This is a genomic window from Streptococcus sp. 45 (genome assembly GCF_900108865.1).
Classification (GTDB): domain Bacteria; phylum Bacillota; class Bacilli; order Lactobacillales; family Streptococcaceae; genus Streptococcus; species Streptococcus ruminicola.
The window spans coordinates 1-16,601 of record NZ_FNXZ01000003.1; the positions used below are offsets into that span (position 1 = coordinate 1).

The 16,601-nt window shown below is 36.3% G+C and carries 15 protein-coding genes and 1 rRNA gene; all 16 read right to left on the reverse strand.

Annotated features, from left to right (window positions below; genetic code table 11):
- Nucleotides 1-186 (reverse strand): 16S ribosomal RNA (locus BMX18_RS05955); the annotation flags it as partial.
- Between the two features lie 514 nt (nt 187-700).
- Nucleotides 701-2,674 carry an ATP-dependent zinc metalloprotease FtsH gene (gene ftsH / locus BMX18_RS05960; RefSeq protein WP_093815617.1) on the reverse strand — a complete coding sequence of 658 codons (1,974 nt, stop codon included), beginning with the start codon at nt 2,672-2,674 and terminating at the stop codon, nt 701-703.
- Between the two features lie 20 nt (nt 2,675-2,694).
- A complete protein-coding gene (gene hpt / locus BMX18_RS05965; RefSeq protein WP_074561122.1) occupies nt 2,695-3,237 on the reverse strand; it encodes a hypoxanthine phosphoribosyltransferase in 543 nt (180 codons plus the stop codon).
- Nucleotides 3,238-3,241: 4 nt separating this feature from the next.
- A complete protein-coding gene (gene tilS / locus BMX18_RS05970) occupies nt 3,242-4,507 on the reverse strand; it encodes a tRNA lysidine(34) synthetase TilS (protein ID WP_093815619.1) in 1,266 nt (421 codons plus the stop codon).
- 10 nt (nt 4,508-4,517) lie between these two features.
- Complete coding sequence (locus BMX18_RS05975) at nt 4,518-5,804, reverse strand: serine hydrolase (RefSeq protein ID WP_093815621.1); 1,287 nt, start codon at nt 5,802-5,804, stop codon at nt 4,518-4,520.
- A 12-nt stretch (nt 5,805-5,816) separates the two neighbouring features.
- Nucleotides 5,817-5,939: an SP_0009 family protein gene (locus tag BMX18_RS05980; RefSeq protein ID WP_020915958.1), complete on the reverse strand. Its 123-nt coding sequence runs from the start codon at nt 5,937-5,939 to the stop codon at nt 5,817-5,819.
- A 1-nt stretch (nt 5,940) separates the two neighbouring features.
- Nucleotides 5,941-6,312, reverse strand: a complete 372-nt coding sequence (locus tag BMX18_RS05985; protein ID WP_006531200.1) for an FtsB family cell division protein — start codon at nt 6,310-6,312, stop codon at nt 5,941-5,943.
- Nucleotides 6,299-6,571 (reverse strand): RNA-binding S4 domain-containing protein, encoded by a 273-nt coding sequence (locus BMX18_RS05990; protein WP_006531199.1) that lies wholly within the window; start codon nt 6,569-6,571, stop codon nt 6,299-6,301. Before BMX18_RS05990 ends, BMX18_RS05985 begins: the two co-directional genes overlap by 14 nt.
- A gap of 195 nt (nt 6,572-6,766) precedes the next feature.
- Nucleotides 6,767-7,258, reverse strand: a complete 492-nt coding sequence (locus tag BMX18_RS05995) for a helix-turn-helix domain-containing protein (RefSeq protein WP_307770179.1) — start codon at nt 7,256-7,258, stop codon at nt 6,767-6,769.
- A 98-nt stretch (nt 7,259-7,356) separates the two neighbouring features.
- A complete protein-coding gene (gene mfd, locus BMX18_RS06000) occupies nt 7,357-10,854 on the reverse strand; it encodes a transcription-repair coupling factor (protein ID WP_093815791.1) in 3,498 nt (1,165 codons plus the stop codon).
- Nucleotides 10,855-10,858: 4 nt separating this feature from the next.
- On the reverse strand, nt 10,859-11,428 hold the full coding sequence (gene pth / locus BMX18_RS06005) for an aminoacyl-tRNA hydrolase (protein WP_021143396.1): 570 nt from the start codon (nt 11,426-11,428) through the stop codon (nt 10,859-10,861).
- Between the two features lie 77 nt (nt 11,429-11,505).
- Nucleotides 11,506-12,621 carry a redox-regulated ATPase YchF gene (ychF, locus tag BMX18_RS06010; protein WP_074564732.1) on the reverse strand — a complete coding sequence of 372 codons (1,116 nt, stop codon included), beginning with the start codon at nt 12,619-12,621 and terminating at the stop codon, nt 11,506-11,508.
- A 99-nt stretch (nt 12,622-12,720) separates the two neighbouring features.
- A complete protein-coding gene (locus BMX18_RS06015; RefSeq protein WP_039696077.1) occupies nt 12,721-12,912 on the reverse strand; it encodes a DUF951 domain-containing protein in 192 nt (63 codons plus the stop codon).
- Nucleotides 12,913-12,922: 10 nt separating this feature from the next.
- Entirely contained in the window at nt 12,923-13,807 is an 885-nt protein-coding gene (locus BMX18_RS06020) for a diacylglycerol/lipid kinase family protein (RefSeq protein WP_093815623.1), read from the reverse strand.
- 130 nt (nt 13,808-13,937) lie between these two features.
- A complete protein-coding gene (gene dnaN, locus BMX18_RS06025) occupies nt 13,938-15,074 on the reverse strand; it encodes a DNA polymerase III subunit beta (RefSeq protein ID WP_039696079.1) in 1,137 nt (378 codons plus the stop codon).
- Between the two features lie 158 nt (nt 15,075-15,232).
- Nucleotides 15,233-16,588 (reverse strand): chromosomal replication initiator protein DnaA, encoded by a 1,356-nt coding sequence (gene dnaA, locus BMX18_RS06030; RefSeq protein ID WP_074564728.1) that lies wholly within the window; start codon nt 16,586-16,588, stop codon nt 15,233-15,235.
- Nucleotides 16,589-16,601: the final 13 nt, after the last annotated feature.

Consider the following 16,601-nt stretch of genomic DNA (forward strand, 5'->3'; position numbering starts at 1 on the left):
TGCTGTTATGCGGTATTAGCTATCGTTTCCAATAGTTATCCCCCGCTAGTAGGCAGGTTACCTACGCGTTACTCACCCGTTCGCAACTCTTCCAACTTTAGCAAGCTAAAGTCTTCAGCGTTCTACTTGCATGTATTAGGCACGCCGCCAGCGTTCGTCCTGAGCCAGGATCAAACTCTCATTTAATCTTGTTCTCATTCTGTCACTGACAGATTTATCGTTTTTTGACAGGTTACTTCCGTAACCCACACGTTTGGTTCGTATTGTTCAGTTTTCAAAGGTCTTTGTCTCACTCGAGACAACTTCTATATTCTATCAAATTTGAAATCCTTTGTCAACATCTTTTTTCAAGAAATTTTCAAGTTCTTTTCAAATTTGTTACCGCTGCCCTCTCGAACAACAGCTATATTAGTTTATCATTTCTTCAACGCTTTGTCAAGAAGTTTTTTAACTTTTTTTCAAAGCCTTTTGAAATGTTTGCTGCTTCAAACAACAGCTTATTTAGTATACTAAACTTCATTTCCTCTGTCAACAGTTTTTTTAGCTTTTTTGATTTATTCTAGCTACCTCCATATTAGCAGCTAATAAGCCCGTTTTTAAGCGTATTATTTGAGCACTACTTTTCTATTGGGAGATAAAAAAAGAAGGCTCTACGAGCCTTCTTTTGTCTTTTCTGACTGTTTTCTACCTATTATGTAGATTATTCTTCAGAATCATCCATTTTTTCTTTGACTTCATCATATGAAAGAGCGTGTGCTTTTTCTGTATCGTTTTCTAATTCTTCAGGAACCTTACCTGTTTCATAGATAGATTTAATTTGTGCAGCATCAAGTGTTTCATATTTAAGAAGTGCTTCAGCAATAAGTTTATGAGTTTCACGATTATTATTGATAATATCAGCCGCTTTATTGCGTGCTTCATTTAGAAGCGCACGAACTTCATCATCAATCATTTGTGCTGTTTGTGATGAATATGATTTTTCCGGAGAAACTTGACCAGCCATGATGGCGTGGTTACCCTCATATTGAACAGGACCTAGTTTTTCACTCATACCATATTCAGTTACCATTGCACGAGCTAATTGAGTTGCTTGTTCGAAGTCATTTGATGCACCAGTTGTTTGAGCATTAAAAATGATTTCTTCTGCAACACGTCCACCCATCAAACCAGCTAACTGTTCTTTAAGATCAGACTTAGAGTGTAACATTTGATCTTCTTTCGGAAGAGCAATCATGTATCCACCAGCACGTCCACGAGGGACAATTGTGACTTTATGGACAACGCGAGCACTTGAGAGCACTAAACCAACGATTGTGTGTCCAGCTTCATGGTAAGCAACCATTTCACGTTCACGTTGTGAAATAGTACGGTCTTTCTTAGAAGGACCTGCAATAACTCTATCTTCGGCTTCATCAATATCTGAAGCATCAATTTTAGTTTTATTACGACGTGCAGCAACCAAGGCAGCTTCATTCAAGACATTTTCAAGATCAGCACCGACAAATCCAGGGGTTTGTTGTGCAACAACTTTTAAGTTAACATCTTCTGCCAATGGTTTGTTTTTAGCATGTACTCGAAGAATAGCTTCACGTCCTTTAACGTCTGGACTTCCTACAAGAATCTTACGGTCAAAACGTCCTGGACGCAAAAGAGCAGGGTCTAAGACATCACTACGGTTAGTTGCGGCAATAACGATGATGTTTTCGTTTCCTTCAAAACCATCCATTTCAATAAGGAGTTGGTTAAGAGTTTGTTCACGTTCATCATTTCCGCCACCCATACCAGCACCACGTCTGCGACCAACAGCATCGATTTCATCGATAAAGATAATCGCACGTTCAGCTTTCTTAGCATCTTCAAAGAGTGATCGAACACGACTCGCACCGACACCCACAAACATTTCAACAAAATCAGAACCTGAAATTGAGAAGAATGGAACGCCAGCTTCACCAGCGACAGCTTTCGCAAGTAATGTTTTACCTGTTCCTGGAGGGCCTTCAAGAAGGACCCCAGCTGGAATACGAGCACCAAGAGCTTTATATTTCTTAGGATTTTTCAAGAAATCAACAACTTCAACAAGTTCTTGTTTTTCTTCCTCTGCTCCAGCAACATCAGAGAATCTTACTTTAACATCACCTTTATTTTGTGACTTAGCTCGATTCTTACCAAAACTCATCGCACCACGAGCACCATTACCGCCTTGATTCATCATCATGAAGAAGAAGGCAATCACTAAGATAAGTGGAAGATAAGTTAGCGCCAAAGATAGCCAAGCTCCGCTTGAACTTTCTTGTTTGATGTTCACATCAACATCTGCTTTTTCAGCTGCTTTAGTAAGTGTATCAATAGAAGAATCACTTGGTAAAATAATTGATGTAAACTCAGTGACTGATGTCGAGTTATTTCCTTCTAAGAATGGAAGAGAGGCACTTGATTTAGTTTTTTTAGGTTTCGAATACTTACCACTTACTTCAATAATGCTACCGTTTGGCTGGTAAGTAATCGATTTAATATCACCCGCTTTAATTTGTTTAACCAAAGTCGAGTAATTAATTTGTTGGCTTTGTGTACTTGTTCCTCTCAAATAGTATTGAAATGCGGTAATAGCCGCAATAATAACAAGAATATAAATAAAGGAATTTTTTACAAAGCCATTATTTTTGTTATTTTTCATATATAACTAACGACTTTCTACTAATTTGAATAGATTTCTTCTTTCAAAACGCCAACATATGGTAAATTACGGTAACGTTCAGCATAGTCAAGACCAAACCCTACAATAAATTCGTTTGGAACATCATAGCAGACATAGTCAGCTTCGATGTCAACAACACGACCTTCTGGTTTATCAAAAAGGGTTGCGATTTTTACTGAATTTGCTTTACGGTATTTGAACATATCACGAAGGTATTTTAAAGTACGACCTGTATCGATAATATCTTCGATAAAGACAACATCACGACCTTCAATGTTCGTATCAACGTCTTTAAGGATTTTTACTTCACCACTGCTTTTTACTCCGCCGTGGTAGCTAGAGACAACCATAAAATCAATTTCGACATGTGTGTCGATATGTTTAATCAATTCTGCCATAAAAGGTACAGAACCTTTCAAAACACCAATTAATAGAGGATTTTTACCTTCATAGTCTTTTGTAAGTTGTGCGCCTAATTCTTTGGTTTTGGCAATAATCTCCTCTTCAGAATACAACACTTTTTCAATATCTTGTTCAAGCATGACATCACCTATTTCTAATTTTTTCAATATACAATTTGCCCTCCATTATATCATGTTTAGAGGGTTTTCTCAAATAAGTTTTATCAGCAACCTGGACAAAAATAATTTTTCCATCCTGCTCGCCGATAATGGCATTGGCACGTTCTTGACTTGGAATTTTCTCATCGATAAAAAGCCTACGCAATTTTTTCGAAAAATCTCCAAAATCAATGCGGTCACCTTCCTGTCTTTTTCTCAAAAGAATAGGATTTAAACTGTAAACAGCTATGCCTTCCTTATCTTTGCTAACAAATTGAAATTGAAACTGACCATAATTGACTATACTGTTATATTCTAGCATCTTTTGAGCTAGTTCCCCATCGGTCTTAGGGCTGATTTTTTTCACTTGAAATGTTTCATAATCTTTAACTAGCCAGTAATCTGATTTCACATGATAGTTAGCATTAGATTTATTTCTTAAAAGATGCAACATTTCCTCAAATTGTCCATGAGACACTTGCAATTCAGGAAAGTTTTCAAGGTAATTTTGAAAAAGAATAGCTTGAACTGCAGGAGTCTGAGCTAAAAATTGAGAGCAATTTGTTGGATCAATATCCTTTGTTAAATCCTGAAAAGCTTGGAAAAGTTGCTGACTTTCATTTCCAAGATAACGAAGGGCTTGTTTAAATTTAGGATTTTCTTCCTCTAAAATTGGAAAATAGCGATTCCTAATACGATTTCTCAAAAAGTCTAAAGAGCGGTTGGTATCATCTTCAAAGTGGAAGATATCAGGTAACTCTTTTTTAGAATACGCCAAAAATGGTCGAATCAATTCACCATCACCAAATGCATTCACGGTTTGCATTCCTGATAAATGGCGTAAACGACTGCCACGTAACAGTCGCATAAAAATCGTCTCAGCTTGGTCATCGGCATGATGTGCTGTTACAAGTGCTGTATAAGAATGCTCAGCCATCAACTCTTTAAAAAACTTGTAACGAAAATCACGCGCAGCTGTTTCCGAAAAAGCCCCAGAAAAGTAGGCTACATAAATCGGAATTTGGTGCTCTTTTGCCCATTCTCGCAAATAAGCTTCTTCAGTGTCTGACTCAAGACGTTGTTTATGATTCACGTGAGCAATAGCAATCTCTACTCCGAGTTTTTTTCGGTATATATACAAAAAGTGTAGCAGATTCATAGAATCTACTCCACCTGATACAGCTATTAAAACTTTTTTATGTTTGGCAAAATAAGCCTTTTTTTGAATTTCTTTTACTAATTTATCATACATAAGACATCACTTATTTTAAAATATTGTAAACGTCATTAGCGATATTTGAAATATCGTCGTAAGAAGCATTATTGGTAAAAATTGATAAGATGAACGGTTGATCAGCATAAACAATAGCAACGTCATGTCTGTAGTCGTAAGCATCACCAATTTTGTGAGCTACTTGAACATTGATATCTTTAGAGATACGTGCATTGTCAAAAGCAGTTGATGACAAATACGAAATGATTTCGCCATTTTGCTGATAAATAGCTTCCATTAAATCAGCAGCTGTTTTAGAAGACATTTCACGTGTCTTCATATCAAAATTAGTATTGGTTACAGCACTAATGTCTGAGGTGAAATGCTCACCATATTGTTTAGCGACATAATAACCTAAAATATTTGTCGCAACGTTATCAGAGTTCTGACAAACAGCTTTTAATAAATCTTCAACGCTGTAATCCTTATTATCAGCTGTTTTGCTAATTTTTCCGCTACCGCTTGGGTTATAAGCTTTAGCAAAGGTATTCACATCAGCAGTGTATTTTAGTTTATCATCCATCTTAACACTGCCATCCTGAATTTTTTCTTCAACGTAATACAGTGTCGCTAATTTGGCAACACTAGCTGCATACATTGTTGTATCAGGATTAATCCCTGCTGTTTCTTGGGTTGACAGTTGTTTAACGTAGATGGAATAGTTACCTTTATTATACTTCTGATTGAGAACCTGCTGAACTTTTTCCATACGATTATCAGTATCAGACAAAGCTTCTTCGCTAATCCATCCTTTACCATCAACTTTATAATAAGTTCCATGATGAGTTGTCGCTTTTTGTGAAACAGTTACTGCTTGATAAGCAGTTAAATCTGTTTTTGCTTCTTGTGTTCCAACAACATATGGTGATTGATAAACTTGAAAACCATCCTTTAGCCAGTAGTTTTCTGACAATGACTCTTGGCTAAGAATAACATCATCGTAAATCAACTGGCGGCTAGCTTCAATATAGTTACCATCTGATAACTCAAAAACAGGTTGAGAGTTATCATTAATCAGAATGCTAACAATATCCAATTGACTATTAGCAGCGATTGTTCTAGAAACAACTGTTAGATTACTATCTTTATAAATCTCGCTAGTTTTAGCAAGGACTGGATTTGAGGGCACAGCATCAAAGTAAGTTGTCGATGCTGCCACACCAGCTGTCAATTGGTATTTTGCTGCATTACTTAAATCAACATTTTTTTCGGTACTAACAACAGAAAGAGAAGTCAAGAAAAATGGTATTAGCATCACTGCGAATAGTTTTTTCATTGGCTCCTCCTTTCATTCTTTTTTAGTTGATTGATGATTTTCTTCTCGTAATTTTTGATTTTCTTCAGCCAATTCTTCTAGCTTTTCATCAGAATAAGCTAAAAATTTTTCAATAGTTTCGATTAAATTTTCCATATTATTTTGGTAATAGATTTGGCAATGGGTAAACCGTTTCGCCTGAGCGTGATAAATAATATTTTGCACGAGCATACTTTTCAACGTAGTTCTCGTCTTTTAAGCGATTTGCCAAAACTTTTTCAGCGTCTGTTTCTACAACAAGATTGTCGTAAGTTTTCTGAAGTGACACAACTTTATCTTTACGCTCTTGTAATGTTTGGTAACTTTTAACTAGGTTGTAAGTTGGCAAAATAAACAACAACATAACAACAATCAAAATCCATCCCATAAAACGATTACGTTTACGATTTTCTTCTTCCATGTAACGTTTTTTGGTATTTTCATCATTGATGTATTGATTGTTCAATTGAACGATATTAGGCTTCTCCATCCGCTTCTATCCTTGTTTCATTAATAATTTCATACATCTTAGTGGCGTCTTCTTTTTTGGTACTATCCTTCATTTCCAAAACGCGCACTGTCAGTAATTTATTTCCAAAACGAATTTCAACTTCGTCGTTAATTTTTAAATCAGTTGATGATTTAGCTAAGATACCATTTACTTTAATACGCCCTTTATCAGCTACTTCTTTAGCAACTGGACGGCGTTTTATAATACGGGATACTTTTAAATATTTATCTAATCTCATAATATTCTACCTCGCAATCTTTTCTATTTTATCACTTTTTTTCAGAAAATAGATGTTTTCAATCTGTTTGTTAAGATAATGTAATAAAAAGAGAGCTTATGCTCTCTTAGTTCTATAAAGTTAGATAGACGGTGTTTTAATAAAAAACTAGGGTAGAAACAACAACTCCAACAAAGAAAATAAGCCAAGTGACAGTTAACAAACTAAAGACAATATCTCTCTAAAAAAGTTTATCTTAACCTTTTTCTCTGGATTAAAAAAATTAAGAATGTCTGTATAGGTCTGAAGTTCGCGATTTTTTACAATATATAATATTTGAAAAAGAGAATAGGCAACTGGCAATGCTAATAAAGTCAAAATGACAACTACTTGCCCTTTATCAAATAAATAACGTGTTCCAAACGCAACTGAAAAAATAAACCAAGAAATTCCTCCAAGGATAAGCCATTTCTTAAATTGCGACTGGTCAACCTGATGTTTCATAATATCAACATCTCCTTTAATTAGATGATCTAAGGAAACATCAAAATAATTAGCCATCAACAAAAGTGAATTGATATCTGGGTAAGTCTTGCCCCTCTCCCAATTGGAAATTGTTTGACGTGAAACATAGAGTTTTTCTGCTAACTCTTCTTGAGAGAGATTCTTTTCTCTTCTCAATTCAGCTAATCTGCGTTCAAATTCCATTTTGACCTCCTTGACAATACCAGTCTAAACTTTACCAAAAAGTTTACCATAAAATCTCTTTGCTAAACTAGCTTTCTACTGTCAAAAGGCTTTGACATTTAGTCTTCTTTAGCTTTTCTTGCTTTAATCTCAGCTAGCATGCTACCAAATTTTTGGAGTTCTTCTAAAATTTCATAGTCCTTTTTACCTCTAACATTAAAGGTAATTTCAATTTTTCCTTGGTTCTCACCGATTCGAGCTTTCAAATCTGTCTTAGAAAGAGCCTCGAAATAATCTTGAGTCAAATAATGTTGTAGCGAAGCTTTTTCAAAACGCACCAAAAGATTATTATCTTTACGTTCAACAAGTTCTGTAAAGGCATTGTCCATGTAGGATTTCACAAGACCAATCTCAAGAAGGTAAGCGACTTGATCTGGGTATTCTCCAAAACGGTCAATCAATTCATCTTGTAAACTTTGGTAATCTTTAAGACTCTCAATTTCACGGATACGTTTGTAAATTTCAATTTTTTGACGCTCGTCATCAATGTACTCACTTGGAAGATAAGCATCAATTTGTAGGTTAATCTCAGCATTACTCTTACGACGTGCTTGAGATTTACCTTTTTTCTTAGCAATCGCTTCTTCTAATAATTGAGAATACATCTCAAAACCGACAGAATCAATAAAACCGCTCTGTGAAGCACCTAAGATATTTCCTGCACCACGAATAGATAAGTCACGCATAGCAATTTTGAATCCAGAACCAAGCTCTGTAAATCCTTTGATGGCATCTAAGCGTTTTTCAGAGACTTCGGTCAAAATCTTATCTGGACGATACATGAGATAAGCATAAGCAATACGATTTGAACGACCAACACGACCACGAAGTTGATACAAGGTTGACAAGCCCATGTGGTCAGCATTTTCAATGAACAAGGTATTGACGTTAGAAATATCAACACCTGTCTCAATAATCGTTGTGGCAACGAGAACATCGTAAACACCTTCAATAAAGTCCATCAAGGTGTTTTCAAGCTGAATTTCACTCATTTGACCATGAACGAATCCAATACTTGCTTCAGGCACCAATTCTTGTAACTCAGAAACCTTTTGATCAATCGTGTCAACGCGATTGTAAACGTAGAAAACTTGACCACCACGATCAATTTCACGAATAATAGCTTCGCGAATCAGACCTGGATTAGTTTCCAAGACATAAGTCTGAACAGGGTAACGATTTGTCGGTGGTGTTTCAATCACAGATAAATCACGGATACCAAGCATAGACATGTGAAGTGTACGAGGAATTGGAGTTGCTGTTAAGGTTAAGACATCAACTTTAGTCTTAAGCTCTTTTAGTTTTTCCTTGTGTTTGACACCAAAACGTTGCTCTTCATCGATAATAATCAAGCCCAAATCTGCAAACTCTACATCTTTAGATAACAATCGGTGAGTTCCGATAATAATATCAACTTGACCTTTTTTCAATTTTTCCAAAGTGGCTGTCTGCTCTTTTTTACTTTGGAAACGACTAAGCACATCAACAGCTACAGGATAATTCTCAAAACGCTCTGAGAAATTTGTAAAGTGTTGCTGAGCAAGCACGGTAGTCGGCACCAAAACGGCTACTTGTTTGTGGTCTTTAACAGCCTTAAAGGCGGCACGCATAGCAACCTCTGTTTTACCAAAACCAACATCACCAACCAAAAGTCGGTCCATCGTTTTTTCTTCTTCCATATCGTGTTTGATTTCTTTTATAGAACGAAGTTGGTCTTCTGTCTCTACATAAGCAAAGTCGTCATCAAACTCTTTTTGCAAGTCATCGTCCGGTGAGAAGGCAAAACCTTTCAGTTGACTACGTTCTGCGTATAGTTTCAACAAATCATCAGCAATATCTTCAACTTGTTTAGAAACCTTTTGTTTCGTTTTTTGGAAACGTCCATCGTTTAATTTATTGATTTTTGGCTCTTTACCATCAGCAGAAACATATTTTGATAGACTTTCAATTTGTTCCACAGGAAGAGAAATCGTTGAAGATCCTTGGTATTGAATCGTTAAATAGTCACGGTGTACCCCATGAATTTCAATAGTTTCAATTCCTAAAAATTGACCGATTCCATGAACATGGTGAACCACATAATCACCCTTAGAAAGTTCATTGTAATCTTTCAAACGTTCTGCATTGCTGATATTTGAACGACGGATGCGACGTTTGACTTTTTTATGATAAATTTCGTGCTCAGTGATTAAAACAATTTTATCGTCAGCAAAGTAAAAACCATTTGATAAATTGCCGACTACTAATTGCGCTTGATGTTCTTGTAAATCATTTGCATCAACTATCGGCAAATCCAAACCATATTCTTGCAGGTTCTCTTGCAGACGTTCTAAACCGTGTGGGGTATCTGATTGAACTAAAATAGTAGCTTTTGATTTTTGATAACGATTAATCTCATCAATCAAAAGCGGAAATTGATTAAAGAATTCTTGCATCGGGTATTGGGTGAAATTGTGTAATTTATCAAATTTCAGATTTCCCAATCCTTTATGGAAGTTTGAAAAGAAGGTTGCTGGTTGGTATTGACGTAATTCCTTATAAATATCAGCAAAGTAAACCAAACTTGACACAGCTTTACCACGTTGTAAATCTTCTGTCAATAGATTAGCAACCTCTAAATCAAACTTGGCATTGCGGTCAACCAACTTTTGAAAATCATCAAAGAAGACTGGTGTCCCTTTTGGAATATAATCGAGAAGTGTCCACTCTTTAGCATAAAAGAGAGACAAAAAACGTCTAATGTCTTGATGTCTATACTGCTCTTGTGTGGCTGCATAAAGTTCACTCAAATAAGCTTGTTGGTCATCCTTTGCAGTTTCAAGATACCTCTCAAAAGCTTGACTAGCTCTAGCAAAGTCCTCTTCTGACAAAATCAACTCATCCGCTGGATAAATCGTTACTTGTTCAACATTGCTAAGAGATTTTTGAGTCTGTGCATCAAATTGACGAATACCATCAACTTCATCACCAAAGAATTCCAAGCGGTACGGATAATCTGCCGTAATCTCATAGATGTCGACAATATCACCACGTCGGCTAAACTCGCCAGGATTCAAAACCTGAGAAACTTTTTGGTAACCAACGTTTGACAAGACCTTTACAACCTTGTCAAGGTTGTAATCCTCTCCGACAAGAAAATTCAATTGACTTTCTGAGTAAGTTTTAGGATTTGGCAACAAAACACGAGCACCAACTAGACTCGTAATCAAGATACCTGATTGTTTTTTATCTTGTAAAAAATTCAAAGCTTCTAAGCGAGAATGAGCTTTATCCATCGAAGCAAAAATGAATTCTGCAGCAGCAACATCATCCGCAAAAAACGTATAAACCTTATTCTCACCAATCAAACTAGATAAATCACTAGCCAATTTTTCAACTTCATTTTGAGTTGAGGTGATAATCACTATTTTTTCTTCATTAGCTTGATAAGCTGAAGCTATAGCAAGAGCTCTACTTGCTCCTGACAAACCCATAATAAGCTGTCTACCAAGATTAGACACGCCTGCATGCCAACTTTGGATTAGCTTATTTTGGCTAAATAAATCGATAATATTCATAGATTTACCCATTAAATTTTTGCATTGTTTTTACAAAATCAGCTTCCTGTAAATAAAATTGAACAGCATCATTAACTTTTTCTAGTGTGTTAGTGACTGTAATATAGTCATCCTTGTCAAATTTTCCAAGCACATGGTCAACAACTGAGCGACCTTGTTTAGGACGTCCAATCCCAACTTTAATACGGTCAAACGCTTGTGTCCCTGTGTGTGCAATAATTGACTTGATACCATTATGACCACCAGCTGAGCCTTTTTGACGAAGACGAATACGCCCGACTTCCATATCTAGGTCATCATAAATCACCATAAAATCTTCAATGGCAATATTATAATAAGTCAGCAAAGCATGTACCGCAATTCCTGAATTATTCATAAATGTAGTTGGTTTGACCAAGTACACTTTTTCACCATTGATAAAGGCAGAACCAACTTCTGCTTTGAAGTTTTTGTCTTCTGAAAAAGTCACATTCAAATCTTTAGCTAGACGATCAATTGCCATAAATCCGATATTATGGCGTGTTTCGTGATATTTACTGCCTGGATTTCCCAGACCTACGATCATTTTTACCATTATTTTTTCCTTTCAAATGTCAAAAGGGCTGGAAAAAATTTTTTCCAACCTCACTTGATTTTCAATTATTAGTTAGCTTAGACGTTAAAGCGGAATTCCATGATGTCACCATCTTGAACCACATATTCTTTCCCTTCTTCACGAAGACGACCTGCTTCTTTAACAGCTTTTTCTGAACCGTATTTGATTAAATCATCATAAGACATTGTAATTGCACGGATGAATCCACGTTCGAAGTCAGAGTGAATGATACCAGCTGCTTGAGGTGCTTTGATACCACGTTTAAATGTCCATGCACGAACTTCTTTTTCACCTGCAGTGAAATAAGTTCCAAGACCAAGCAAGTGGTAAGCTGCACGAGTCAAACGGTCGACACCAGATTCTTTCAAGCCAAGATCTTCAAGGAAGAATTCTTTATCTTCATCGTCAAGTTCAGAGATTTCTTCTTCTGCACGTGCTGAGATAACAACAACTTCAGCATTTTCAGTTGCTGCAAATTCACGAATTTGTTTCACATATTCGATGTCGTCTGGATTAGCAACTTTATCTTCATCAACGTTTGCTACGTAAAGAACTGGTTTTGTTGTCAAAAGGAACAATTGTTTAACAATTTTTTGTTCATCTTCTGTGAATTCAATTGTACGAGCTGATTTTCCATCTTCAAGCACTGGCTTGATTTTTTGAAGAACGTTAAATTCTGCAACAGAATCTTTGTCTTTTTGTGTACGTGCTACTTTTTCGACACGCGCATAACGTTTGTTAACAGATTCCAAGTCAGCAAGAATCAATTCCAAGTTAATAGTATCGATGTCAGCAAGTGGGTCAACAAAGGCATCTTCACGCCCTTGTTCACGCATAACGTTCTCGTCATCAAAAGCACGAACAACGTGAACAATCGCATCAACTTCACGGATGTTAGCAAGGAATTTGTTACCAAGACCTTCACCACGAGAAGCACCTTTTACGATACCTGCAATATCAGTAAATTCAAATGTTGTTGGGACTGTTTTTTTAGGGGTGATAAGCTCAGTCAATTTTTGTAGGCGTTCATCAGGAACTTCTACCATACCAACGTTAGGATCGATTGTCGCGAAAGGATAGTTAGCAGCTTCCGCACCTGCTTTAGTAATCGCATTAAAAAGAGTTGATTTTCCGACGTTTGGTAAACCAACAATACCTGCTGTTAAAGCCATATTTTATTAGTCTCCGTTAAATTTATTCAATCACAACTATTATAGCATAAAATCACTTAAAAAAGCCCGCTATATGCGCAGACTTAATGATTTTAAATATTATAATACTTTCTTCAACTTGCGTTCAAAATCATGACGGCTCATCATGACAATATGATCACAGTTTGTACAACGAATTTTAATATCTGCTCCAATACGAACGACTTCCCATTCGTTGGCTTTTTTGCCAGTTGCTTTAACAGTACACGCATGAGGTTTCTTCATCTCAACAAGACTTCCGATTTCGTACATGATTTCTCCTTTACAAATAAATATAACGTTTTTGCGGCATTAGTGTGACTTCATCAAGCGACACAATTTCACCATCAATCTCAATTAAACTTTTTTCAGGATTTTTTATGGTCACACTTTTGTAGGGATGATGCTGCAGGTAAGGGGAATGCTCATGCACTTTAAGAACTAAACTTAATAAAACAAGCACACGTTCCCACAAGGTTTCACCTTTGGCATACACGCAGTCTAGCTGTTCCAAATAAGCTGTGGCATGGGGCCAAATCATAACACCACCACCAAAGTAAGTATTGTTAGCCAGCGAAAAGAAAAACTGATTTCTAAGTTCAAGGACTTCTCCTGCTTCTGTCTCTAGACAAAGTGAAGCAAAAGCTGGTTTCTTAATCAAGCATTGAATCGCTGTTAGGATGTAAGTCAATTTTCCTAAATGATATTTGTTCAGTTTAGCTTTTAGCTGAGACTGTTCAACATGATTAATAACCCAAGAAACAAACCCCAAATCTAAACTGTTTAAAACCAAGCCATTTTGGTAAGTATAAACCGTAATTTCTTTTGGAGCTTGCTTAGTCGACTCAATAAGGTGTGTTAATTCTTTTTTCAATCCAAGAGCACGCGCAAAATCATTTCCTGACCCCATTGGATAATACGCAAAGGGAATATCAGCTGGCAGGTAATATAAAACTTTGGATAAGGTACCATCACCACCAAGAATCAATAATCTATCTTTCTCAGGTTGAAAGGTCTCTAAAACATCATTGACTTGATTTTCTTCGTCATCTGGATAACGCGTCAGAAAAACAGCCATCTCTTGATTCAATTCATTTTTCAACCTTGTAATAACTTCTTTGGCACTACGATTTCCTGAATGAGGATTAGCAATAATATAAAGTGTCATATCAAGAAATATTATAACATAAAAAGCAAGAGCACTGTATAGACAGTGCCCTTGCTGGAGATTATGAAAAAGAAAAGTTTTAGGATGATTATAGTATACGAATTCATCCTTAAAGTTTCCTTAAAGAATTTTAGTTTGTACGAACCGGTGTGATTAATTGGATAAAGTTTTCAGCATCATCACCTGGCATCAACGTAAATGGACGAACTGGTGAGATAAAGCGAATCACAACTGTTTCACTCTTCAAGGCTTTAAGAGCTTCAATCAAGTAAGTTGGGTTAAAGCTGATTGTCAAATCGCTACCTGATTGATCAATAATATCCAATTCTTCGTTAACTTTACCAACTTCAGGAGAGTTAACGTGTGCTGAAACGCTGTTATTTGTAATTTCAAGCTTAACAGTACCATTTTGTGTGGCATTTGAAATCAAATGAGCACGTTCCATAGCTGAACGAAGAGCACCTGTATTGAAGGTTACTTCTGTTTCAAATGAATTTGTCAACAAACGGTCTGTATCAGGATAATTTCCCTCTAATAGACGTGTATAGAAGCTAATGTAGTCACTTCTGAAAAGCATTTGACTATCTGAGAAGAAGACTTCTACTGTTTCGATATCATCTGTAAAGACTGCTGCAAATTCACGAAGAGATTTACTTGGAATAACAACGTTAAAGTCGTTTGAAGTATTGTCCAAAGTTAATTTGCGTTGGCTCATGCGGTGTGAGTCAGTAGCAACCGCTTTGAAATCTTTGTGGTCGCTAAGCACCATGTGAACACCAGTTAAAATTGGACGACTTTCTTGAAGGCTAGCTGCAAAAGCTGTTTCGGTAATGATTGACTTTAATAATTTTGTTTCAATAACAAGAGGATTTTCAGTAGCCATTTCTTGAAGACGTGGGTAAAGGTCAACATCTTTCCCTTTAAGAGTGATTTCTGATTTACCACTTGTCAAAACGATTTGGTGATGTTCAATTTCTTCAAAATCTAAAGTAACATCTGGAAGACTTGAAACAATGTTAATAAAGAAGTTTGCTTCTAATAGAACTGCACCTGGTGATGTAATCAAAAGACCTGCATTTTCATTAGAAGTTGGAATAGTATTTTCAATTGAAATTTGTCCATTTGAACCTGTTAAGGTGATATTACTATTTTGAACTTCAATTTTGATAGTAGATAATACAGGAATTGCATTCTTCGAAGAGATTGCTCTCTTGGTAGCATTCAATGCTTGAAGAAAGAAGGATTTATTAATTGAGAATTTTATCATGAAGATAACTCCTTTAATTTATAAGTATTAAGTTAGTAGTAGTAGTAGGTCTTGTTTATACTGTTGATAACTCCAAAAATGCTATAAAAATCGCGGAATAAGAGTTGTTAACAACCTGTGGATAAATCACATATTTTTTTGCTACTTATCCACAATGCTTATTTGATCTTGTTTTTGATGGTTTCAATTTCGATTCGTAAACTATCGTCTTGAGCCAGCATATTTTTGATTTTATTATAGGCATGAAGAACGGTAGAGTGGTCACGGCCACCAAATTCTTTTCCGATTTTTGGAAGAGAGTTATCAGTCATCTCACGCGCCAAATACATGGCTACCTGACGTGCCAAAACAATATCTTGCGTACGTTTAGTAGCTTTGATTTCTTTGACAGTGACTCCGTAGAATTTCCCAACTTGACTTTGAATTTCTTCTATTGGGATAACCGTCATTTTCGGACCATCTTGCTTACGTGCTCGGATGGCTTCAGCAGCAATGTCGACGGTGATGGTTTGGACTTTTTTGATACTTGCGACAAGGCTAATATCCTTTAAAGCACCTTCTAGGTCACGGACGTTAGAATCAAATTGACCAGCAAGATATTCAATGGTATCCTGCGGGAACACAAAATCATATTCTTGAGTTTTATTGGTCAAAATTGCCACGCGTGTTTCAAAATCAGGCGGCGTGATATTGATTGTCAAGCCCCATTTGAAGCGCGTGACCAAACGTTGTTCCAGATTGTCGAGATGATCTGGCGTGCGGTCACTGGTCAGTACGATTTGTTTGTTGTTATCGTAAAGAGCGTTGAAAGTGTTGAAAAACTCTTCTTGCGTACCAGATAATGTTTTTTTGGCGAGCGATTGAATATCATCAATCAGCAAAACATCAAGATTACGGAATTTTTCTTTCAATTCTTCCATAGTATCTAATCGAATATGGATAACAAATTCATTGATGAAATTTTCAGCTGTGATGTATTTTACACGCGCTTTGGGGTTATTTTGCAATACCGCATTACCAATGGCATTTAGCAAGTGAGTTTTTCCGAGTCCAGGTCCACCCCAGATAAATAAAGGGTTGTAAGTAGTCCCTGGAGCGTCCGCAACGGCATAAGACGCAGAAAAGGCCCAACGGTTTTCATCACCTTGGACAAAGTTGTCAAAAGTATACTTTGTATTTAAATCTGAATCAACCTGGGGCAGGTGGTTTTTTTGTGGTGTTTGGAGAACTTGGGAAGTTGCTTCTTCTACTGCTTGCTTAGCTAAATCTTCTTCGAAGACATAGTTCACGACAATTTCAGCATTATAAACCTCAAAACCAGCCGTTAAAATGATTGGTTTTAAATTTTTATCCCAAAAGAGTTCTTTCATAGGATCTAGGTAAATCGTCGCCGTATTTTGCTCAATTTGAATTAATCGAGCATCTAAAACAAAAAATTCATAAGTTGCTTGTTTTAGTTGACTTTTTGCCAGTTCAAGGACCCTATTCCAAAAAATTTGTTCATTTTCAGTCATAGTCTATTCCTTT